This is a genomic window from Pseudomonas sp. Marseille-Q8238, assembly GCF_965111915.1.
In genome coordinates, this window is record NZ_CBCOPI010000001.1 from 4,721,152 (window position 1) to 4,743,295 (window position 22,144).

The window sequence follows — 22,144 nt, forward strand, 5'->3', positions numbered from 1 at the left end:
AACCGGGCGTTTTTTTTGCACATCAGCAGGGCTTACAGGTTGTAGCCGCGTTCGTTGTGCTCGGAGAGGTCGAGGCCAACGCTCTCGGACTCTTCGCTGACACGCAGGCCCATCACCAGATCCAGCACTTTGAGGATGATGTAGGTGATGACCGCGGTGTAGATCACCGTGAAGGCAACGCCTTTGAACTGGATCCACAGTTGGCCGGCGATGTTGGTCACTTCACCGAAGCCACCCAGCGCCGGGGCTGCGAACGCACCGGTCAACAGGGCGCCGACGATACCGCCGATACCATGCACACCGAACACATCCAGGGAGTCGTCATAGCCCAGCTTGCGCTTCAGGCTGGTGGCGCAGAAGAAGCAGATCACGCCGGCAGCCAGACCGATGATCAGCGCACCAACCGGACCGACAGTGCCGGCAGCCGGGGTGATGGCGACCAGGCCGGCCACCACACCGGAGGCGATGCCCAGGGCACTCGGCTTACCGTGGGTGATCCACTCGGCGAACATCCAGCCCAGGGCAGCGGCAGCGGTGGCGATCTGGGTGACCAGCATGGCCATGCCAGCGGTGTCGTCAGCTGCTGCAGCGGAGCCGGCGTTGAAGCCGAACCAGCCGACCCACAGCATCGCGGCACCAATCAGGGTGTAACCCAGGTTGTGCGGCGCCATGGCGGTGGTCGGGTAGCCTTTACGCTTGCCGAGCACGATGCACGCCACCAGACCGGCAATACCGGCGTTGATGTGCACCACGGTGCCACCGGCGAAGTCCAGCACGCCCCAGTCCCACATCAGGCCACCTTCACCGCCCCAGACCATGTGGGCAATCGGTGCGTAGACCAGGGTGAACCAGACGACCATGAAGATCAGCATCGCGGAGAACTTCATGCGCTCGGCGAAGGCACCGACGATCAGGGCCGGGGTGATGATCGCGAAGGTCATCTGGAAGGTGATGAACACGCTTTCCGGGAAGGCACCGATCAACGCGTCCTTGGTCAACTTGCCGAGGAACAAGTTGCTCAAGCCGCCAACGAAGGAATTGAAGTTGGTGACGCCCGCTTCCATCCCGGTGGTATCGAACGCCAGGCTGTAGCCGTAGACGAACCAGAGGATGCTCATCACACCGGTGATGGCGAAGCATTGCATCATGACCGACAGCACGTTCTTGGAACGCACCATGCCGGCATAGAACAGCGCCAAACCCGGGATGGTCATGAACAGCACCAGTGCGGTGGCAGTCAGCATCCAGGCGGTGTCGCCAGAGTTGAGAACAGCCTCGTCAGCCATGGCCAAGCCTGGGGTAACGAGAGACAAAAGGGCTCCTAGCCCTGCGATCTTACGCAGAGTCATGTGTTTTTCTCCTGGGGCGTGTTGGGTTCGGGGGCTTACTTAAACCGCGTCTGTGCCGGTCTCGCCGGTACGGATACGGATCGCCTGTTCCAGATTGACAACGAAGATCTTGCCGTCACCAATCTTGCCGGTGTTGGCCGCCTTGGTGATCGCCTCGATGACACGATCCAGTTGGTCATCAGCGATGGCCACGTCGATCTTCACCTTCGGCAAGAAATCAACCACGTACTCCGCACCGCGATACAGCTCGGTGTGGCCCTTTTGCCGACCGAAGCCTTTGACTTCAGTGACGGTAATGCCCTGCACGCCGATCTCCGACAGTGACTCGCGCACGTCGTCCAGCTTGAACGGCTTGATGATGGCAGTGACTAGCTTCATGAAACTCTCTCCCGTATTGGTTGACTTGCCCCAGGAAAAAACGAACCCCGAACAAGTCTAAGCGCAGTGCCTGGCTTTTGAAACGCACCGGACGCCATGACGCCGGCTATTTCCGATGCCAACCAACCGCATCTGGTGAAACATTTCCCCGCCTCACCTGGTGAACCGTTACTGCATCGGTGCACCCGTCACAGGCAACTAAGCAGAAACCTTGCCAGCTCTCGCAAAAGTGGATTTTTTCAGGCACTTAGCCAGCAAACAGGTTTTTCAAGCCCTCTCCCTCATCCTGCAACGCACAAAAATGGTGCACGGCGATCCACGGGGATGTGCGAAAAGCGTGCAATCCACCCGCGCAAAGCCAGAAAAGCTGCGTGCTACACTGCCGCGTCTGTAATCGGAACCTTCAACATGCTGCCGCCCAAAGCCCTTCTCGACGCCCTCAGTAGCCATGCCTCGCGCCTGTTCAACGGGGAAACGCCACTGCCACGCGGCGAATTCGAAGCCCAGTTCAAGTCCTTGCTACAAAGTGCGTTCAGCAAGCTCGACCTGGTCAGCCGCGATGAATTCGACAGTCAGATGACCGTCCTGGCGCGCACCCGTGCACGCCTCGAAGCGCTGGAAGCCAAGGTCGCCGAACTGGAAGCCCAGCAAAAACCGCCTGCCGACTGATCCTCCGATCAGCGGCCGGTGACCTGATCAAAGGAGTGATCAATGTCCCTGGCCATCGTCCACAGCCGCGCCCAGGTCGGCGTGGAAGCCCCCACCGTTACCGTCGAAGCCCATCTGGCCAATGGCCTGCCGAGCATGGCGCTGGTCGGCCTGCCGGAAACCGCCGTCAAAGAGAGCAAGGACCGCGTGCGCAGCGCCATCCTCAACTCCGGCTTCGACTTTCCAGCGCGGCGTATCACATTGAATCTGGCCCCTGCAGACTTGCCAAAGGACGGTGGCCGGTTCGACCTGGCCATTGCATTGGGCATTCTTGCAGCCAGCGGGCAGATTCCAGCAGAAGGCCTCGATACCCTCGAATGCCTCGGCGAGCTGGCGCTGTCTGGCGCGGTGCGTCCAGTGCAGGGGGTCTTGCCGGCTGCCCTCGCCGCCCGTACAGCCAAGCGCATGCTGGTGGTGCCCAAGGCCAACGCCGAGGAAGCCTGCCTGGCTTCGGGCCTGCCCGTACTGGCCGTCGATCATCTGCTGGAGATCGCCGCCCACCTCAATGGCCATACACCGTTGCAGCCTTACCAGGCCACAGGATTATTACGAGAAACACAGCCCTACCCGGACCTGTCCGAGGTTCAAGGCCAACTGGCCGCCAAACGCGCCCTGCTGATCGCCGCCAGCGGTGGACATAACCTGCTTTTTACCGGCCCTCCCGGCACGGGCAAGACCTTGCTCGCCAGTCGCCTGCCCGGCCTGCTGCCACCACTGGATGAGCGGGAAGCCCTGGAGGTCGCCGCTATCCACTCAGTGGCCAGCCATGCCCCGCTGCAACACTGGCCACAGAGACCCTTTCGCCAACCGCACCACAGTGCATCCGGGCCGGCACTGGTCGGCGGAGGCAGTCGTCCGCAACCCGGCGAAATTACCTTGGCCCACGAAGGCATTCTGTTCCTCGATGAACTTCCCGAGTTCGACCGCAAGGTATTGGAAGTCCTGCGCGAGCCCCTTGAATCAGGCTGCATCGTGATCGCCCGGGCGCGTGACAAGGTACGTTTCCCGGCACGCTTCCAACTGGTCGCAGCGATGAATCCCTGCCCTTGCGGTTACCTGGGCGATCCGAGCGGGCGCTGCCGCTGCGCGCCGGACCAGATCCAGCGCTACCGCAGCAAGCTCTCCGGCCCGCTCCTCGACCGCATCGACCTGCACCTGACCGTGGCCCGCGAGAGCACCGTTCTGCACACCACGCCGCAACCAGGCGAAAACAGTGCCCGCGTTGCGGCGCAGGTCGCCAAGGCCCGTCAACGCCAGGTCCAGCGCCAGGGCTGTGCGAATGCCTTTCTCGATCTGCCGGGGCTGCGCCAGCATTGCGGCTTGAGTAGCACCGACCAACAGTGGCTGGAACAGGCCTGCGAGCGCCTGAACCTCTCGCTGCGCGCGGCCCATCGCCTGCTCAAGGTGGCACGCACCCTGGCCGACCTGGATGAGGTCGATGCCATCGACCGGCGTCATCTGGGTGAGGCCCTGCAATACCGTCCTGGCTGAACTACGCTGAGTAAAATCACCTGAACGAACCACCGGGAAAGCTATCGAAGCTAGCCTCTGAAAAGATATTGACTATCGGACTATGCTAGGATGGCGCGCCTTCCGCCCTTGGCGGCCATCCGATAACAAGGAGAGCTAGCTCAATGGAGGCATCTTCGTCTTCGCGTTCCACCCTCAATCCGCCGGTCTTCATCGGCTCCACCCTGCTGATCGCCTGCCTGGTGGTCTACAGCTCGTTCTTCCAGCAACACGCCCAGAACGTGTTCGCCATTACCCAGTCCTGGATCATCGAGAATGCCAGTTGGGTCTATGTCCTGGCCGTCGCCCTAATCCTGCTGTTCGCCGTGTTTCTCGCCGTCAGCCGCTATGGCGATATCAAGCTCGGCCCCGACCACAGCGAGCCGGAGTACAATAACACCACCTGGTTCTCCATGCTGTTCTGCGCCGGCATGGGCATCGGCCTGATGTTCTTCGGCGTGGCCGAGCCGGTGATGCACTTCATCGCCCCGCCCGTGGGCGACCCGCAGACCGTGCAGGCCGCACGCGAAGCGATGAAGCTGACCTTCTTCCACTGGGGCCTGCATGCCTGGGCGATCTACGCCATCGTCGCGCTGATCCTCGCCTACTTCAGCTACCGGCATAACCTGCCGCTGACCCTGCGCTCGGCGTTGTACCCGCTGATTGGCGAACGCATCTACGGACCCATCGGCCATGCCGTGGACATCTTCGCGGTGATCGGCACGGTGCTCGGCGTCGCTACCTCGCTCGGCTATGGCGTGTTGCAGATCAACAGCGGTCTGAACCACCTGTACGACCTGCCGATCAACAGCACGGTGCAGGTTTGCCTGATCATCGGCACCATGCTGCTGGCCACCCTGTCGGTGCTCAGCGGCCTGGACAAGGGCATCCGCCGCCTGTCCGAGCTGAACATGATCCTCGCCGTCGGCCTGCTGCTGGTGGTGCTGGTGCTCGGCCCGACGGTGTTCATCCTGCAGACCTTCGTGCAGAACACCGGTGGCTACCTGTCGGAGATCGTCAGCAAGACCTTCAACCTCTATGCCTACGAACCCACCGACTGGATCGGCGGCTGGACACTGTTCTACTGGGGCTGGTGGCTGTCCTGGTCGCCCTTCGTCGGCCTGTTCATCGCACGCATTTCGCGCGGGCGCACCATTCGCCAGTTCATCAGTGGCGTACTGGTGGTGCCAGCCGGCTTCACCCTGCTGTGGATGACGGTGTTCGGTGACACAGCGATCCACATGATCATGATCGACGGCTTCCAGGACCTGGCCACCGCCGTCGACAAGGACAGCGCCCTGGCCCTGTTCGCCTTCCTCGAACACTTCCCGTTCTCCGCCGTGCTGTCGCAGATCGCCGTGCTGATGATCGTGGTGTTCTTCGTCACCTCGGCGGACTCCGGAGCCATGGTGGTGGACATGCTCGCCTCCGGCGGCAAGGACCGTACCCCCGTCTGGCAGCGGGTGTTCTGGGCTGCCGTAATGACTGCGGTGGCCATCGCCCTGCTGCTGGCGGACGGCCTCAAGGCGCTGCAGACGGCAACCATCGCCAGCGCCCTGCCTTTCGTGATCGCCCTGCTCGCCTCGATGTGGGGCCTGCTGCGTGCCCTGCAACTGGATGCGGCCAAGCGCGGCCTGCGCCAGCAGGTGGCGCTGAGCCCGCGGATGAGCAGCAGCCACGGCGGCTGGCAGCGACGCCTGCGCAATATCGGCATGTTCCCGCGCCGGGCCCATGTCAGTCGTTTCATCAGCGACGTGGTGTTGCCGGCTTGCCAGCAGGTCAGCGCCGAGCTGCACAAACAGGGGCTCAAGGCAGACGTGGAGAGTGGCGAGGATGGCCGCGTGACCTTGTCCGTGGGCCATGGCGACGAAGTCGACTTCCGCTATCAGGTACGCCCGCGCGCGTTCATCCAGCCCAGCTTCGTCATGCGTGATACCCGCGATGACAGCAACGAGGAGCGCAAATACTTCCGCGCCGAGGTGCACCTCAGCGAGGGTGGCCAGGACTACGACCTGATGGGCTGGAGCCGCGAGGAGGTCATTGGCGACATCCTCGACCAGTACGAACGACACATGCACTTCCTGCACATGACGCGGTAAGCCCGATGAGGAGTGGGTGCGTGGGCCGCCGCCCAGTGCATACGCACCAACGCCGCTGCCCAGTGCGCGCGGCGTCTCCGGCAACAGGATTTCATCGGGAACAGAGGCGCCGCTATTTCAGCAGGGCCACCTGCGGCAATTGCATGGCCGCTACTTCGTTCACCAGGTAGTCCCGCAGCCGCCGCAGGCGCTCCTGTCCGCGGCGGGCCTTGGGCCAGACCAGGTAGTAGCTGTCGCCACTGGCGACTGCATTGGGCCAAGGCAGGCCGAGACGGCCCTGGTTGACGTCCTCGGCCACCATCACCAGATCGCCCACGGACACGCCATAACCGCGCGCTGCCGCAACGATGCCCAGTTCTAGGGTATCGAACACCTGGCCGCCCTTGAGCGGTACCTGCTCGCTCAGCCCCATGCGCTGCAGCCAGCGGCGCCAGTCGCGACGGTCCGGCGTCGGGTGCAACAGCTCCGCCGCCTGCAGGCGCTCGAGGTTCCAGGGGGCGTCGCCCACAGCATCAGGCGCACACACGGGGATCAGCCACTCGGCGAACAGCTCGGTGCTTTCCCATTCCTCGCTGAAACGCCCACCCTTGCTCAGCAGCACAGCGCAGTCGAAGGGCTCGTGGTGGAAATCGACTTTGTCCACGTCCATCCAAGCGCTGGTCAGTTGCACTTCGCAATCGGCATTGAGCAGACGAAAACGTGACAAGCGCGCGAGCAACCAGCGCATGGTCAGGGTCGACGGCGCTTTCAGGCGCAGCGTGGCATCCTCGATGCGCAACGTCAGGCAGGCTCTTTCCAGCGCATCGAAGCCATCGCGAAGACCCGGCAGGATCAGCCAAGCGGCATCAGTCAGTTGCAGGGTTCGGCCCTTGCGCTCGAACAGGCGGCAGGCAAAGTGCTCCTCGAGGGTGCGGATGTGCCGGCTCACGGCGCTCTGGGTGATGGCCAGTTCTTCAGCCGCGCGGGTGAACGAAGCATGCCGCGCAGCCGCCTCGAAAGCACGCAGGGCATACAGCGGGGGCAGGCGCCGACTCATGCGCTCAATCCATGAGTTTTAATCATGCCAGGCATCGAACTTTTCCTTTTGTGGAGGGCCGTCTTGCTGCGGAGAATAGCGCCATTCTCCGCTGCTTCGAACCAGCATGGCAAACCGTCCTACTGAGCCTTACTCATGTCTAGCCACACCCGTTACGGTCGTAATCGTCAGGAGCTTGCCGCCATCTTCCACCTGGCCGGCCCGCTGATCGCCGCCCAGTTGGCGCACGTGCTGATGGTGTTCACCGACACCCTGATGATGGGCCTGCTCGGCCCCGCAGAACTGGCCGCGGGCGGGTTGGGCGCAGCCAGCTATGCGTTCGTCTCGATCTTCTGCGTCGGCGTGCTGGCCGCCGTTGGCAACCTGGTCGCCATTCGTCATGGCGCCAAAGACATCGACGGGGTTACCCGTCTGGCCCAGAGCGGGCTCTGGCTGGGCTGGGCGCTGGCACTGGGCGCCGGCACCCTGTTGTGGAACCTGGAACCCTTGCTGCGGCACTTCGGCCAGGAGGCCCACAACATCAGTGGGGCCATGCAGTTTCTCGGCACCCTGGTATTCGGCCTGCCTGGCTATATGACGTTCATGGCGCTGCGCGGCTTCACCGCCGCCATCGGCCGCCCCGGGCCGATCATGGCGATCAGCATCGTCGGGGCGCTGGCCAACTTCGTTCTCAACTATGCGCTGATCCACGGCTGGTTCGGCCTGCCGCCACTGGGTCTGGCCGGTATCGGCCTGATCACGGCACTGGTCAGCAACTGCATGGCCCTGGTCCTGGCGTGGTACCTCATGCGCCATCGCGCCTACATGGCCTATCCCCTGCTGACGGGACTGTCGCGGCCTCGCCTGGAGGACATCAAGGAACTGCTGCGCCTTGGCCTGCCCATCGGCGGTACCTACGCGGTCGAGTCCGGCATGTTCGTCTTCGCCGCCATGTGCATGGGCGCCATCGGCAGCCAGGCCCTGGCCGCGCACCAGATCGCGATCATGTCGGTGTACGTGGCCTTCATGGTGCCGGTGGGCATTTCCTACGCCACCACCTTCCGTATCGGCCAGCACTACGGTGCCGGCAACCTGCTCGCGGCCCGCCGCGCCGGGCGTCTGGGCATCGTCAGCGGTGCCTGTTGCATGCTCGGCTTCGCCCTGCTGTTCTGGCTCGCGCCCGGCGTGGTGGTGGGATTGTTCGTCGACCGGCACGATCCCGCCTTCGCAGAAATTGCCGCCCTGGCCGTCAGCCTGCTGGCCGTGGCCGCCTGGTTTGAACTGTTCGATGGGGTGCAGAACATCGCCATGGGTGCAATCCGCGGCCTCAAGGATGGCAAGACCACCTTCCTTGTCGGACTGGCCTGCTACTGGGTGATTGGCGTGCCTTTGGCCTGGCTGCTGGCCTTCCCGCTTGGCTGGGGTGCCCATGGTGTCTGGTGGGGACTGGCGGGTGGGCTGGCCTGCGCCGCTATCGGCCTGAGCGTGGGATTCGAGTGGAAGATCGCCCGCCTGTTGCGCCGCCAGCAGGTGCCCGCTCAGCTGATCGCAAAAGCGAGCCCAGGCACCGCGTAGGACGCGCTCAGGACAACAGCGACTGGCGCATGCCGAATACCAGGAAGCGCGCCAGCTCGGCCAGTGGCAGCGCCTTGGCGATCAGATAGCCCTGCACCTGGTTGCAGCCGAACTGGCGCAGCAGCGCCAGTTGCTCGGTGGTCTCCACCCCTTCGGCCACCACCTCCAGATGAAGGTTATGCGCCAGGTTGATCATCGCCCGCACCAACTGGCGGTTCTCCGCCCGCTCGCTCATGCCGGCGACGAAGCTCTTGTCGATCTTCAGCAGGGTAATCGGCAGGTTGTTGAGGTGCACGAAGGAGGAAAAGCCCGTGCCGAAATCGTCCAGCGAGAAGCGTACGCCCAACTGACCAAGCGTCTGCATGGTCTGGCGAATCTGCTCACTGCGGCGCATCACGGCGGTCTCGGTAAGCTCGAACTCCAGCCATTGCGCCTCGACGCCACGTTCCTCGATCAACCGCTGCAGGGTGTTGAGCAACTGGCTGTCCTGGAACTGGCGAAACGACAGGTTGATCGCCATGTGCAACGCCGGCAGGCCACGCCCGCGCAACCACTGCATGTCGCGCAGCGCACGGGAGATCACCCAATAACCGAGTGGCACGATCAGGCCGCTTTCCTCGGCCAGCGGAATGAACTCATCCGGCCCCAGCAGGCCACGCTCCGGGTGCTGCCAACGCACCAACGCCTCGATACCGGCGATGCCGCCTGTTTGCAGGCATAGACGCGGCTGGTAATGCAGCTCCAGCTCGTCGCGACGCAAAGCGCGGCGCAGCTCGCCTTCCAGGTCGGCAAGGTGACGTGCGCTGCGGTTGAGGCGCTCGTCGTAGACATGCATCGCACACCCCTGAACCGCCTTGGCCTGTTGCATGGCGATGTGCGCGTGCAGCAGCAGCGAGTCGGCATCCACACCCGCACGAATATGGGCGAGGCCCAGGCTGCAGCCGATCAGCAGGCTCTCGCCATCCACCCAGTACGGTTCGGCCAGCGCCTCGATGATGCGTTCGGCCACCTGCTCGGCCCGCCGCACATCGCGGCGCGTATCCAGGAGCAGGGCAAATTCGTCGCCACCCAACCGGGCCAGGTAGTCGCCAGGCTCCAGTTGCGCCTTGAGCCGCCCCACCACCTGCAGGATCAGGCGGTCGCCGGCCTGGTGCCCAAGGGCATCATTGGCGTGGCGGAAATTGTCCAGATCGAGATGACCAAGCGCCAGGCCGCGCCCCTGATGCCGGGCAAGCCGATTCGCGAGCAGGGCCTGGAAGCCCTGGCGATTGGCGATACCGGTCAGCGAGTCCTGTTCGGCCAGGCGTTGCAGCGTGCCTTGCAACTGACTGCGCTCACGCGCGTAGCGCAGGCATCGGCGCAACTGGTCGACCGTCAATTGGTCGCGCACCAGCCAGTCGTAAGCATCTGCCGGCGGCAGCTGCGGGTCGTGCTCGAGCAGCAGCACCACAGGCAGGGGACAGGTGCCAGGGGCCGGCAGACAAGCCGGCGTACTCAGCAACAGGCCGCTATCCGGGTTGTCGAACAAGCCACTGGCGGCCTGCCAGTTGGGGGCGGTGATCAGGGGATAGCCGTTGCCCAGCGCTGCCAGCTGTGTACGGAGCAAAGCGGCCCATGCTGGGTTTTCAGCCAGCAGGATCAGGCGCAATGGTTCAACAGGCGCAGACAAACGACCTCCCCCAATAAACATGAATCTCTACACGCGCCGTGTCGGCGTCTCTATCTGGCTGTTCTTACACAGGTTTCGCATCCTGCGGCAAAGGCCGGGCCGGGACAACCGTGCACAAGCAGTACACCTGTACTCGCTCTCTGAAAATAGCGACTTAGCGCACATTCCTGAGGCTTTTTATCGTCGAAGGCAGCCAGGCTCCGGCCTGATAGAATGCGCGTCCGTTTCGCCATCGATACTCCCGCGCATGTCCCGACTCAATCCCCGGCAGCAAGAAGCCGTGAACTACGTCGGCGGCCCTCTATTGGTGCTCGCCGGTGCTGGCTCCGGCAAGACCAGCGTAATTACCCGCAAGATCGCCCACCTGGTGCAGAAATGCGGCATCCAGGCTCGTCATATCGTCGCCATGACCTTCACCAACAAGGCCGCGCGCGAGATGAAGGAACGTGTCGGTACCCTGCTCAAGGGTAGCGAAGCACGCGGCCTGACCGTGTCGACCTTCCATAACCTGGGCATGAACATCATCCGCAAGGAATACGCGGCGCTGGGCTACAAGCCGGGCTTCTCGATCTTCGACGACGGCGACATCAAGGCCCTGCTGACCGACATCATGCAGAAGGAATACGCCGGCGATGATGGCGCCGACGAGATCAAGAACTACATAGACAGTTGGAAGAACGACCTGATCCTGCCGGACGAGGCCCTGGCGGGCGCCCGTGGCCCCAAGGAGCAGACTGCCGCCATCGTCTACCTGCACTACCAGCGCACGCTCAAGGCGTACAACGCGGTGGACTTCAACGACCTGATCCTGCTGCCGGTGAAGCTGTTCCAGGAGCACAAGGACATCCTGGAGAAGTGGCAGAACCGCATCCGCTACCTGCTGGTCGACGAATACCAGGACACCAACTCCAGCCAGTACCTGCTGGTGAAGCTGCTGGTGGGCATGCGCAACCAGATTACCGTGGTCGGGGACGATGACCAGTCGATCTACGCCTGGCGTGGCGCGCGCCCGGAAAACCTGATGCTGCTGAAAGAGGATTACCCCTCGCTGAAGGTGGTGATGCTGGAGCAGAACTACCGCTCCACCAGCCGCATCCTCAAATGCGCCAACACCCTCATCGCCAACAACCCCCACGCCTTCGAGAAGCAGCTGTGGAGCGAGATGGGCATGGGCGACGAGATCCGCGTGATCCGCACCCGCAACGAAGACGCCGAGTGCGAGCGCGTGGCCCTGGAAATCCTCACCGAGCACCTGCGTACCGAGCGCCCGTACAGCGACTTCGCCATCCTCTACCGGGGCAACTACCAGGCCAAGCTGATGGAGCTGAAGCTGCAGCACCACCAGATCCCCTATCGCCTGAGTGGCGGCACCAGCTTCTTCGCCCGCCAGGAAGTGAAGGACCTGATGAGCTACTTCCGCCTGCTGGTCAACCCGGACGACGACAACGCCTTTCTCCGCGTGATCAACGTGCCACGCCGCGAGATCGGCTCGACCACCCTGGAAAAGCTCGGCAACTACGCCACCGAACGCAAGATCAGCATGTACGCCGCCACCGATGAAATCGGCCTGGGCGAGCACCTGGACAGCCGTTATACCGAGCGCCTGGCGCGCTTCAAGCGCTGGATGGATGGCGTTCGCCAGCAGTGCGCGCAGAGCGACCCGATCGCCGCCCTGCGCAGCATGATCATGGACATCGACTACGAGCAGTGGCTGCGGCAGAACGCCTCCAGCGACAAGGTGGCCGAAGCGCGCATGGGCAACGTCTGGTTCCTCGTGGAAGCGCTGAAGAACACCCTGGAAAAAGACGAAGACGGCGAGATGACCATCGAGGAGGCCATCGGCAAGCTGGTCCTGCGCGACATGCTCGAGCGCCAGCAGGAAGAGGAAGACGGCGCCGAAGGCGTGCAGATGATGACCATGCACGCCTCCAAGGGCCTGGAGTTCCCATCGGTGTACATCATCGGTTTCGAGGAGGAAATTCTCCCCCACCGCTCCAGCATCGAGGCCGACAGCATCGAGGAAGAACGGCGCCTGGCCTATGTCGGCATCACCCGCGCCAAGCGCAACCTGGCCCTGACCTTCGCCGCCAAGCGCAAGCAGTATGGCGAGATCATCGACTGCACGCCGAGCCGCTTCCTTGACGAACTGCCGCAGGAAGACCTGGTCTGGGAAGGCCAGGAAGACGCTCCCGTGGAGGTCAAGGCCGCCCGGGGCAACGACGCCCTGGCCAACATGCGCGCCATGTTGAAGAAGTAACTACGTCATCTGTACGTGCACGCCGGAGCAGCGAACAGGTCTCTGGTGCGCAAGGCGCGCCCTACTCGATCGGCCCTTCCCCAACGGCGATGGCTCAACTGCTCGCCGTGGCCTTGAGTCCGGCCAGCAACAGCTTCTGATACAACTGTTCGCGCAGACCGTCAGGCTGGGCCAGCCCCATGCGTTGCAAGTGCTCGGCATACAGCGCCGGATCGGGTAGGTCGAACAGGGTGGCCATGCCCAACTCGAGGATCTCGCTGAGCTTGAGCTTGCTCTTCAGCCAGCGCAGTGCCCGCAGCAATTGCTGTTCTTCGCCGGTGAAGTCGCAGCCCAACGGGTACTCGGCGAACAGCTGGGGAAACTCGCCCTGCAACGCCAGCAAGCGCCAGGGAGTGTTCTGCCGGTACTCGGGCGTCAGCACAAAATCATCGGCCAGCTTGCCGGCCTGCTGCGCCGCCGCGATCAATGAGTCCTGGAAGCGTGAATCGGCAATCTTCAGCAATGCCTCGATCACCTCGGCATCCGGCTTACCGCGCAGGTCGGCGATGCCGTACTCGGTCACCACCAGGTCGCGCAGGTGCCGCGGAATGGTGGCGTGGGCGTATTGCCAGACAATGTTGGACTGCACCTCACCGCCCGACTCGCGCCAGCTGCGCAGCATCAGGATCGCCCGCGCACCTTCCAGCTCCTGGGCCTGGGCGACGAAGTCATATTGCCCGCCCACACCACTGAGTACGCGTCCGTCTTCCAGTTGGTCGGCGGCGCTGGCGCCAAGCAGGGTGACGCAGAAGCAGCTGTTGATGAAGCGCGCATCCCGCCGCTGCCGACGCTTGAGCGGCTCGTCGCCATACAGGCGATTGATGTAGCTGATCGCGGTCATGCCGATGCGCGTGCGCTGGTCGTCCTGCAACGCGCGCAAGCGCTGGTAGAACGCCTGCGGCCCGAGAAAGAAACCGCCATGCACCCACACCCCGCCACGGGCCTGCCCGCGATACGGGCTGATGGCTGCCACGCTGGCCGGATCCCCCAAATCGGCCGACACCCGCTGTCCATCAGGCAGGCGCACCTGCTCACCTTCCAGGCTCAGCACGGCGGACAACAGGCCATGCTCCTGCAGCCAGCCCAGCGTGGTGCTGTCGAGCCTCTGCGGCAGCCCGCCCAGATCGCTGTGCAAGCGACCCTCGGCATCCAAGCCACCGCCATCGGCCAGGCGCTGCAAGGCCATATCCGGGTACACGGCACGCCGCACTACGCCAGCTTCGATCAGCGCCAGCAGCCCGAGCAGGAACATCTCGCTGCAACCGTACAGACCACGATCGAAGGCCTCGATACCCCCTTCGCGCTGAACCAGCTCGCCCCATTTGTCCGGCGCCTGCAGCGCTGCCAACAGGGCACGATAACGGGCGTTATCCGTATGCCGTGCGATCAGCGCACCCGCCAGCGCATCGGCCATCGAACCGATGCCGATCTGCAACGTACCACCGTCGCGCACCAGGCTGCTGGCGTGCAGGCCGATAGCATGGTCCTGCAGGCTGACCGGCATGTTGGGGGTAGAAAACAAGCGGCTGCGGTCCGGCCCATTGAGCACTAGGTCGAAATCGTTCCTGCCGATTTCCGCCGCGCCGGCCATATAGGGCAAATCGGCGTGCACCTGGGCGATGCACAGAATCGGCTCGCCCTGCTCCCGGCGCCGCCGCAACAGCGGCAACAGATCGAGGGTGATATCCGGGTTGCAGCTCAGGCTCAGGTGGCCCGGGCGTTGCGCATCGCCAGCAACCAGTTGGGCGATGACGTTGATGCCCTTGCGGTTCAGGTCACGCGCTACCTGGCTGTAATTGAGGCTGACGTAGTTCTGCTGCGCCAGCGGATTGCTCAACTGGCTACCGGGCTGCAGGTAGAACTCCTCGATGCGCACATTGGCCGGCAACTCGCCGCAGCGCAGATCGCTCAGGTAATCCAGCTCGACATAGTCGCCATACACGCGGCGCAGGAACGGCCCCATGAAACGTTGTTCCAGCTCACTGCCAGCCTGCGGTTTACCCAGCGACAAGGCGGTATAGATGAACAACGAACGTTCAGGCAGGGTTTTGACCCGCTGATAAAGCGCGTTGACGAAGCGATTGGGCTTGCCCAACCCCAGAGGCAAACCCAGGCGGATGGGACCTTCAATACGGGCCAGTACCGCATCCACGGCCTGTTCCAGTGAGCAACTCGGCACCTGGCAATCTCCTCGACACACGACTGTCGAGGCGTTGGACAGACCAGCAGGCCGCTTTGCTCACACTGATTCAACCACCCAGAAACGACAAAACCGCCCGAGGGCGGCTTTGTGGGTGTTCAGCTTCTCTGAATCAGAGGCCGGACATCTTCTTGATCGCACCCAGCAGCTCTTCATCGCTGCAATCGGCACAGGTGCCTTTCGGCGGCATCGCATTGATACCGGAAATTGCCTTGGCCAGGATGCCATCGAGGCCGCCCTGGTGATCGGCACGCTCTTTCCAGGCAGCGGTATCGCCGATTTTCGGCGCACCCAGGATGCCTGCAGTGTGGCAGGCGCCACAGTGAGCAGTGATGATGTCGTCCGGCGTTTTAGCGCCGCCACCAGCAGAAGCAGCTACTGCTGCCACACCTTTGCACTCTTGGCCCTGCACGCAGACTTCGCCAACCGGCTTGATACGCTCGGCGATTTCATCGTTGGTCGCAGCCTGAGCGCTCACAGCCCACAGGGCCAATACGGCAGCATTGGCTACCAGCATTTTTTTGATCAGGTTCACGGTACACCCTCATTGTGGCTAGTCACGCCCGCGGCCACGGTTTCGCGAGCGGGCGCCAGTATAACGGTTAGAACAGCTACCCGGAAACAACCCAAGTTGTCGCAGGGATATTGCTCCGGCCCGCGGTACACCTGTATCCGCCAGAGGTCGGATCAGGTTTCGACTTTGGACTCGACCGACTCGAACCGGCTCAGGGTCTTCTGGATTGGCGCCGGACAAGCGCAACGGCCCTGAGGCAGAAAGTCAGAAGCCCCTGAACCGGTTCTCAAAAATTTGCCGGTGTGGTGGCGCTGATCAGTCGCGCCGGTTTGTCGTAAGGATTACGGAAACGGTGCGGCTTGCTGCTCTCGAAGTAGTAGCTGTCACCCGGCTCAAGCACGAATACATCGGCGCCCACGGTCAGTTCGAGTTGACCTTCCACCACCATGCCGGCCTCTTCACCGTCATGGGCGAGCATTTCTTCGCCGGTATCGGAGGTGGGCGGGTAGGTTTCGTCGAGGAAGGTGATCGCTCGGCTGGGATGCGCCTTGCCCACCAGTTTCATGGTGACGGCGCCACTGGACAGGTCGGTCAGTTCGTCGGCTCGGTACACCACCTGCGTGGTGTTTTCCTGCTCGATATCGAGGGAAAAGAATTCCACCAGCGACATGGGAATGCCACCAAGCACCTTTTTCAGCGAGCTGATCGAGGGGCTCACACTGTTCTTCTCGATCATCGAGATGGTGCTGTTGGTGACGCCCGCCCGCTTGGCGAGTTCACGCTGGGAAAGGCCCTTGAGTTTGCGTATGGATTGCAGTCGAGCACCGACGTCCAATGCTGGAGTCCTCCTTGGAGGTAGCTGATACGGGGGAAAGTGGCCGTATCATGGCAACAGTGTTCAGTATTTACAACACGCTGACTGCAAATCCTTGGCACCTCATCGGCTAGCCCCCGGAATAGAGCATCTGCACCCGCCGCAGGTTGCAAAACAGCTGATATGGGATGGTCTCGGCGCTGGCTGCAACGTCGCTGGCCAGCACATTGCGCCCCCACAGCTCGACGCGGCTGCCGAGTCCGGCTTGCGGCAGATCGGTAAGGTCAACAGTGAGCATATCCATCGATACCCGGCCGATCAGCCGCGACGGCTGGCCGTCGATGAACACCGGCGTGCCGGTCGGCGCATGACGCGGATAACCGTCGGCGTAGCCCATGGCAACCACGCCGACACGCGTCGGCCGGTCACTGATGAAACGCGCGCCATAGCCCACCGGCTCGCCAGCAGGCAATTCGCGCACGCTGATGACTTTCGACTCCAGGGTCATCACCGGCTGCAGGCGGCCGGCCAGCTCCAGTGGCTGTTCGAAGGGCGTGGCGCCGTAGAGCATGATGCCGGGGCGAACCCAGTCGTTCGCCGTCTGCTCGGGAAACAGCTGCGGCCAGCCGAGAATGGCCGGCGAGTTGCGCAGGCTGACCTCCGCACGCAGGTCGGCGCGGGCCTGATTGAACACGGCGACCTGCTCCTGGCTGCGCGGGCAATCCAGCTCATCGGCGCGGGAAAAGTGGCTCATCAGCACGATCTTTTCCACCTTGCCGCTACTCAGCAAACGCTGGTGCGCTGTGCGGTATTCGCTCGGGTGCAGGCCAACCCGGTGCATGCCCGAGTCGAGCTTGAGAAAGATCGTCAGCGGCTGGCTGAACGCCGCACGCTCGATGGCCTCGATCTGCCAGGTGGCATGCACCACGCACCACAGCCGGTGGCGCTCGATCAGGACCAGCTCATCGGCCTCGAAGAATCCTTCCAGCAGCAGGATCGGTTGTTCGATCCCGGTGTCGCGCAATGCCAACGCCTCCTCGATGCAGGCCACGGCGAAGCCGTTGACCTCGTTCGCCAGTGCCTGGGCGCAGCGCAGCGCGCCATGGCCATAGGCATCTGCCTTGACCACGGCCAGGGCTCTGGCACCGCTGACTTCGCGGGCCAGCCGGTAGTTGTGACGCAGGGCGTCGAGATCGATGAGGGCACGGGCAGGACGCATGGCTCGGACTTCTTCAGCAGGACGTGTGAATAAAAAAAGCCCGGCGGGGGTTGCCGGGCAAGAACGGGAAATCAGGCCTGGGCGGCGATCACGGTCATCTCGACCAGCACGCGCGGGTCGTACAATTCGGCCTTGACGCAGGCACGTGCCGGCGCATTGCCCTCGGCGACCCAGGCGTCCCACTCGGCATTGAGACCGGCGTAGTCGGCCATGTCCTTGAGGTAGATGGTCACCGAAAGGATACGCGACTTGTCGGTACCGGCCTCGCCGAGCAGGCGGTCGATGCTGGCCAGGGTTTCGCGGGTTTGCGCACGCACATCACCGCTGTAGTCATCGGCCAGTTGTCCCGCCAGGTAGACGGTGCCGTTATGGATGACGACTTCGCTGTAACGTTTCTCAATGTGCAGACGCTGGACGGGCATGGGCTTGGCGCTCCTTGGTGTTGCCATAACGGGAAATATCCAGGCCTTCGGCGCTGATCTGCGGGCGCTTCTTCGCCATCAGGTCGGCGAGGAAACGACCGGAGCCGCAGGCCATGGTCCAGCCAAGGGTACCGTGTCCGGTATTGAGGAACAGGTTGCGGTAGGCAGTCGCCCCTACGATTGGCGTGCCGTCCGGGGTAGCCGGGCGCAGGCCGGTCCAGAAACTGGCCTGGCTCAGGTCGCCGCCCTGCGGGTAGAGATCGGCAGTGATCATCTCCAGGGTTTCACGGCGACGCGGATTGAGGCTCAGGTCGAAACCGGCGATCTCGGCCATGCCACCCACACGGATACGGTTGTCGAAGCGGGTGATCGCGACCTTGTAGGTCTCGTCGAGAATGGTCGACGCCGGGGCCATGTCCGGGTTGGTGATCGGCACGGTCAGCGAGTAGCCCTTGAGCGGGTAGACCGGCGCGCGGATACCCAGCGGCTTGAGCAGTTGCGGGCTGTAGCTGCCGAGGGCGAGTACGTAGCGGTCGGCGGTTTCCAGCTTGCCGTCGATCCACACGCCATTGATGCGATCACCGGCATGGTCGAGGGACTGGATGTTCTGCCCGAAACGGAATTCCACACCCAGCGCACGGGCCATGTCGGCCAGCTTGGTGGTGAACATCTGGCAGTCGCCAGTCTGGTCGTTCGGCAGGCGCAAGGCACCGGCAAGCTTCTCGGTCACCCCGGCCAGGGCCGGTTCTACGCGGGCGATGCCGGCACGGTCGAGCACCTCATAAGGCACGCCGGACTGTTCAAGGACGGCAATGTCCTTGGCGGCGGCATCGAGCTGAGCCTGGGTGCGGAACAGTTGCGTGGTGCCGAGTTGGCGACCCTCGTAGGCGATGCCGGTTTCGGCACGCAGCTCATCGAGGCAGTCGCGGCTGTACTCGGACAGACGCACCATGCGCTCCTTGTTCACCGCATAGCGTGCCGCGGTGCAGTTACGCAGCATTTGCGCCATCCACAGGTACTGGTCGATATCGGCAGTGGCCTTGATCGCCAACGGTGCATGGGTTTGCAGCAGCCACTTGATGGCCTTGAGCGGGACGCCGGGCGCAGCCCAGGGCGAGGCATAACCGGGGGAGACCTGGCCGGCATTGGCAAAGCTGGTTTCCAGCGCCGGACCATCCTGGCGATCAACGACAACCACCTCGAAACCGGCACGAGCCAGGTAGTACGCGCTGGCGGTACCGATCACACCGCTGCCAAGCACCAGAACACGCATTTTTTGCCTCCCTCGCCGCGAGTATTCGCTGGCGTTTGTTGTACTGAGCGTTATGCAGCGCAGTATAGGAAGACATAGCCAGTGATTTTCACTGTTTACGCGGTGCTATTTGGCGATTAGCGGCGTCGCAGAGGGAGTTTTCAGGGGCACGGCAGCGTAAGACGCTGCCGTGCGGGGCAATAAGCAGTGGATTATCGCGTCAGCGACTATTTGCGCACCCACTTGCCGTTGACCTGGATGTACTGCCCGGACGGCGTTTTCTCCAGGGCCTTCTGCCCGGCCAGCGCCTCGACGTCGCCCAGTTGCAGACCATTATCCTTGGCCAGGCGCTGGTATTCGGCCTGGCGGGCCTGGTTGATCAGGCGGGCCACCTCGCCGGCCTGGCCGCTGTTGCTGACCACGCCCAGGTAACCATCAGGCTGTTCACCCAACTGACCGGCGGCCTTGGCCGGGCCGAGGGCCGACATGGCTTCGTTGAGACTCAGGGCCATGGCTGGCAGGCTGAGACACAGGGTCAACAGGCCGTAGGCCAGTTTGCTGCGCAGTTTCATGCGTACTCCTTGTAGCGACTCAGAACAGGCCGCTGGATTCGTTGATGATGGAGTCCAGAGCCTTGTCGACCTTGATGTAGATCTCATGCTCGATCTTCACATTGAGGTTGATGTTGATTGGCTCGTTGGGCACGGCCAACTGGACCGTGGGGGTGCAGGCCGCACTGAGGCAGCCAAGCAGGGCAATGGTGAGCATGGCGGGTAAGCGCATGGCGATCTCCCGGGTCATGGGGCGGGTACATTGCGCTGGCGCAGACGTTCCTGCACGCGCTGGCGGATGGTTTCACTGACCTTGTCGGTGAGTTGCAGGCTGGTCAGCAAGGCGGGAATGTCCTCTTCCAGGTTGACGTTGAGGTTGATCGGCCGGCCTTTTTCCAGGTCCGGGTTGCGCCCTTGCAGGCGCAGGGCCAACGTGAGCTTGCCCTGTTCATCATAGCTAACGGCACTGTCGAGCACCTGGTAGTGGAAGTCATCCAGGGCATCGACCACCAGTTGCATACTCGGGTTGCTGCGGCCCAGCGCCTGGATCTTCTGCGAGCGAAATTGCAGGTAGCCCGGCTCACGCGCCGCCAGGCTGCCGTGCTCGACCCGCACACCCTTGGCGTCGATCAACAGCGGCAGCTCGCCATCCAGGGTGCCGCGACCAGCCAGGCCCTCGGCGGGATAGACCCGGAAAACCTCGGCCAGTTGCACACCCTTGAGTTGCAAAGGCACTTGCTGGCTCGGCCGGCTCAGGTCGAGCTGCCCCGGCGCCAGCCAGGCCTGCCCGTTGAACAACCCGGCCTGGGCTTTTTGCCACTGCAATTGCCCCGCCTGAGGGCGATCCAGCTTGGCGCTGTAGCGGCCCTGGAACTGCAACGGCCCGATGGGCAGACCCGGGTTGGCCAGTTGTATCTGCAGATCGGGCACATCGAGCGTCAACGCCTGACCACGCAGGGCCAGGTCAAGCCGGCCACTCACCCCACGCAGCTCGCTGCGGTCATAGATGCCATCCAGGCCGCTGAACTGCAGCCCGACCTGGAGCGCCAGAGGCTGGTTATCCGCCGTGATCTGCAACGTGGCCTTGCCTTGCATGCAGCCATTGGCAAACTCCAGCAACGCCGGCCAGTCGAGCGCCGTCTTGCTCAACGGGTTAGCCGCGCGGAAGAACACCTCCGCCAACGTGGCATCCAGGGCCAGCGCGCCCTGGGGATCGCGCCGGGCCTCCACCTCGAGCGCCAGGTCGGCCGTATTGCTCAGCTTGCCGCGCAGTTGCTGGCGCTGCGGATCGGCCGTCACCTGACCGACGAAACGCCAGCCCAGCGGGTGCACATTGGCCTGCTGCACGCGCCCGACATTAACGCTCAATGGGCCGGAAACGTTGGCCGTTCCGGAGCCGAGCTGGAGGTTCAGGCCCGCCAGCTCGACAACCACGTCACGCAAGTCGACGGCCTGGCCGGTATCCAGCCTGGCCGCACTCACGCGCGAATCTGGTAAGGCGTCGAGCTGCAGCTGGCCGTCGCCGAACCGCCCCTGTAGCGCCAACGCCAGGGCCAGCCCATCGCCACGCACACCCTCATGGCGCAACTGGGGGCTGGCCAGGTGCAGCGTGGTGGTGAAGTCGCCCGTGCCATCGAGGATGCGCTGCAGGTCTGGCGCGCCATCACCGCTCGCCACAGTCACCTGCCAGTCCGCCTGCACGCGCAGAGCAGCCTGGGCGTGCAACAGACGTTCATCCGCGGGTTGCCATTGCTGCAGCCAGGCGAACAGACCCCGCGTGTCGGCCACTTGCGCCACCTGCACATGGCCACGCCACAGCGGCGTGGCGCTATCGGCCTGCCAGGTGCTGTTCAGTTCGAGCAGCGGTTGCTGGTCGATGGTGGCGCTAGCGTTCAATTGCCAATCCGTATCGAGTCGCTGTACCTGCGCCTGCACTTGCGCCAAACGCCCGTCCTGCTGCAATTCCAGGTGCAACTCGGCCGGCTCGGTCAGGCGTTGCCCGCGCACCAGCCTCGCGCTGCCCGTCAGGGTGCAGCGCCCGACGGCGCAAGGTAGATCAAGTTCGAAGGCATCGAGGGTCAGGCGCTCGGGTATCCAGGCCAGGGCATCCCGCCAGGCTTGCGGGTCTGGCGGCGTTGCATCGGCAGTCACCTGGCTGCCGGGCTGCCAGCGCAGGATCAGGTGCTGGCTGTGCACGGCCGGCAGACGTGGGCGGCCGTCGTGGTAACCGGGCCAGGCCACGTTGAGTTGTTCGGCGCGCAGGTCCAACAGGCTGCCGTCATCGCCCAGGCGCTCGAGGGTCAGGCTGTCCAGCGCGACACCGCTGCGCGACAGGCTCAGCCCGCTCCAATCGAGATGACGGATGCCCTGCTGCGCCAGCAAACGGTCGTACAGCAGCACGCTCGCGGCGATGAGCAGGATGAGTACAAGCAGCAGAATCCGCATCACCCGGATTCCGGTGCGGCGTGGCGGCATGCGCGGGACCTCGTGCAGGCAGTCGAAGGTTCAGGGTGGCCGTCGGGCGGAGGAAGATCAAGGCGTTTTGCAGAACCAGTGTTTTCACCTGGCCAGGAG

18 protein-coding genes are annotated in these 22,144 nt (G+C 63.5%); 5 read left to right on the forward strand and 13 right to left on the reverse strand.

All coding sequences use genetic code 11. The features are described from left to right. Positions 1-32: 32 nt before the first annotated feature. Positions 33-1,349, reverse strand: a complete 1,317-nt coding sequence (locus ACWPW0_RS21745; RefSeq protein WP_447595007.1) for an ammonium transporter — start codon at positions 1,347-1,349, stop codon at positions 33-35. Positions 1,350-1,388: 39 nt separating this feature from the next. Continuing rightward, on the reverse strand, positions 1,389-1,727 hold the full coding sequence (gene glnK, locus ACWPW0_RS21750; RefSeq protein ID WP_021700071.1) for a P-II family nitrogen regulator: 339 nt from the start codon (positions 1,725-1,727) through the stop codon (positions 1,389-1,391). 408 nt (positions 1,728-2,135) lie between these two features. Between glnK and ACWPW0_RS21755 the strand changes: the two genes are divergently transcribed. From ACWPW0_RS21755 to betT, 3 genes are all read left to right on the forward strand, one after another. Continuing rightward, positions 2,136-2,396 (forward strand): accessory factor UbiK family protein, encoded by a 261-nt coding sequence (locus tag ACWPW0_RS21755; RefSeq protein WP_447595010.1) that lies wholly within the window; start codon positions 2,136-2,138, stop codon positions 2,394-2,396. Between the two features lie 42 nt (positions 2,397-2,438). Then, positions 2,439-3,926 carry a YifB family Mg chelatase-like AAA ATPase gene (locus tag ACWPW0_RS21760; RefSeq protein ID WP_454256530.1) on the forward strand — a complete coding sequence of 496 codons (1,488 nt, stop codon included), beginning with the start codon at positions 2,439-2,441 and terminating at the stop codon, positions 3,924-3,926. Positions 3,927-4,069: 143 nt separating this feature from the next. Next, positions 4,070-6,043, forward strand: a complete 1,974-nt coding sequence (gene betT, locus ACWPW0_RS21765; RefSeq protein WP_454256531.1) for a choline BCCT transporter BetT — start codon at positions 4,070-4,072, stop codon at positions 6,041-6,043. A gap of 112 nt (positions 6,044-6,155) precedes the next feature. Here the strand turns inward: betT and ACWPW0_RS21770 are convergent, their stop codons facing one another. Beyond that, on the reverse strand, positions 6,156-7,079 hold the full coding sequence (locus ACWPW0_RS21770) for a LysR substrate-binding domain-containing protein (RefSeq protein ID WP_447595016.1): 924 nt from the start codon (positions 7,077-7,079) through the stop codon (positions 6,156-6,158). A 135-nt stretch (positions 7,080-7,214) separates the two neighbouring features. Here ACWPW0_RS21770 and ACWPW0_RS21775 point away from each other — a divergent pair, with 135 nt between their 5' ends. After that, the gene (locus ACWPW0_RS21775) at positions 7,215-8,633 is read left to right on the forward strand and encodes a NorM family multidrug efflux MATE transporter (RefSeq protein WP_454256532.1); all 1,419 of its coding nucleotides are present in this window, start codon (positions 7,215-7,217) and stop codon (positions 8,631-8,633) included. 7 nt (positions 8,634-8,640) lie between these two features. On the opposite strand, the gene ACWPW0_RS21780 is transcribed toward ACWPW0_RS21775, so the two are convergent. After that, positions 8,641-10,302 carry a putative bifunctional diguanylate cyclase/phosphodiesterase gene (locus ACWPW0_RS21780; protein WP_454256533.1) on the reverse strand — a complete coding sequence of 554 codons (1,662 nt, stop codon included), beginning with the start codon at positions 10,300-10,302 and terminating at the stop codon, positions 8,641-8,643. 247 nt (positions 10,303-10,549) lie between these two features. On the opposite strand from ACWPW0_RS21780, the gene rep reads away from it, so the two are divergent. Continuing rightward, positions 10,550-12,559 carry a DNA helicase Rep gene (gene rep / locus ACWPW0_RS21785; protein WP_447595022.1) on the forward strand — a complete coding sequence of 670 codons (2,010 nt, stop codon included), beginning with the start codon at positions 10,550-10,552 and terminating at the stop codon, positions 12,557-12,559. Between the two features lie 94 nt (positions 12,560-12,653). Here the strand turns inward: rep and ACWPW0_RS21790 are convergent, their stop codons facing one another. The 9 genes from ACWPW0_RS21790 to ACWPW0_RS21830 form a co-directional block, all read right to left on the reverse strand. Beyond that, the gene (locus tag ACWPW0_RS21790; RefSeq protein ID WP_454256534.1) at positions 12,654-14,777 is read right to left on the reverse strand and encodes an acetyl-CoA hydrolase/transferase C-terminal domain-containing protein; all 2,124 of its coding nucleotides are present in this window, start codon (positions 14,775-14,777) and stop codon (positions 12,654-12,656) included. A gap of 133 nt (positions 14,778-14,910) precedes the next feature. Further along, positions 14,911-15,333 (reverse strand): c-type cytochrome, encoded by a 423-nt coding sequence (locus ACWPW0_RS21795; RefSeq protein ID WP_447595025.1) that lies wholly within the window; start codon positions 15,331-15,333, stop codon positions 14,911-14,913. A 265-nt stretch (positions 15,334-15,598) separates the two neighbouring features. Next, the gene (locus ACWPW0_RS21800) at positions 15,599-16,147 is read right to left on the reverse strand and encodes a cupin domain-containing protein (RefSeq protein WP_447595027.1); all 549 of its coding nucleotides are present in this window, start codon (positions 16,145-16,147) and stop codon (positions 15,599-15,601) included. Between the two features lie 109 nt (positions 16,148-16,256). After that, positions 16,257-17,345 carry an alanine racemase gene (gene alr, locus ACWPW0_RS21805; protein ID WP_454256535.1) on the reverse strand — a complete coding sequence of 363 codons (1,089 nt, stop codon included), beginning with the start codon at positions 17,343-17,345 and terminating at the stop codon, positions 16,257-16,259. Between the two features lie 71 nt (positions 17,346-17,416). Beyond that, on the reverse strand, positions 17,417-17,767 hold the full coding sequence (locus ACWPW0_RS21810) for a RidA family protein (RefSeq protein ID WP_447595031.1): 351 nt from the start codon (positions 17,765-17,767) through the stop codon (positions 17,417-17,419). Further along, complete coding sequence (gene dadA, locus ACWPW0_RS21815; protein ID WP_447595033.1) at positions 17,742-19,040, reverse strand: D-amino acid dehydrogenase; 1,299 nt, start codon at positions 19,038-19,040, stop codon at positions 17,742-17,744. Before dadA ends, ACWPW0_RS21810 begins: the two co-directional genes overlap by 26 nt. Before the next feature lie 206 nt (positions 19,041-19,246). After that, a complete protein-coding gene (locus ACWPW0_RS21820; protein ID WP_447595035.1) occupies positions 19,247-19,591 on the reverse strand; it encodes a YdbL family protein in 345 nt (114 codons plus the stop codon). Positions 19,592-19,610: 19 nt separating this feature from the next. After that, complete coding sequence (locus ACWPW0_RS21825; protein ID WP_454256536.1) at positions 19,611-19,802, reverse strand: YnbE family lipoprotein; 192 nt, start codon at positions 19,800-19,802, stop codon at positions 19,611-19,613. A gap of 14 nt (positions 19,803-19,816) precedes the next feature. Next, positions 19,817-22,045 carry an intermembrane phospholipid transport protein YdbH family protein gene (locus ACWPW0_RS21830; RefSeq protein ID WP_454256537.1) on the reverse strand — a complete coding sequence of 743 codons (2,229 nt, stop codon included), beginning with the start codon at positions 22,043-22,045 and terminating at the stop codon, positions 19,817-19,819. Positions 22,046-22,144: the final 99 nt, after the last annotated feature.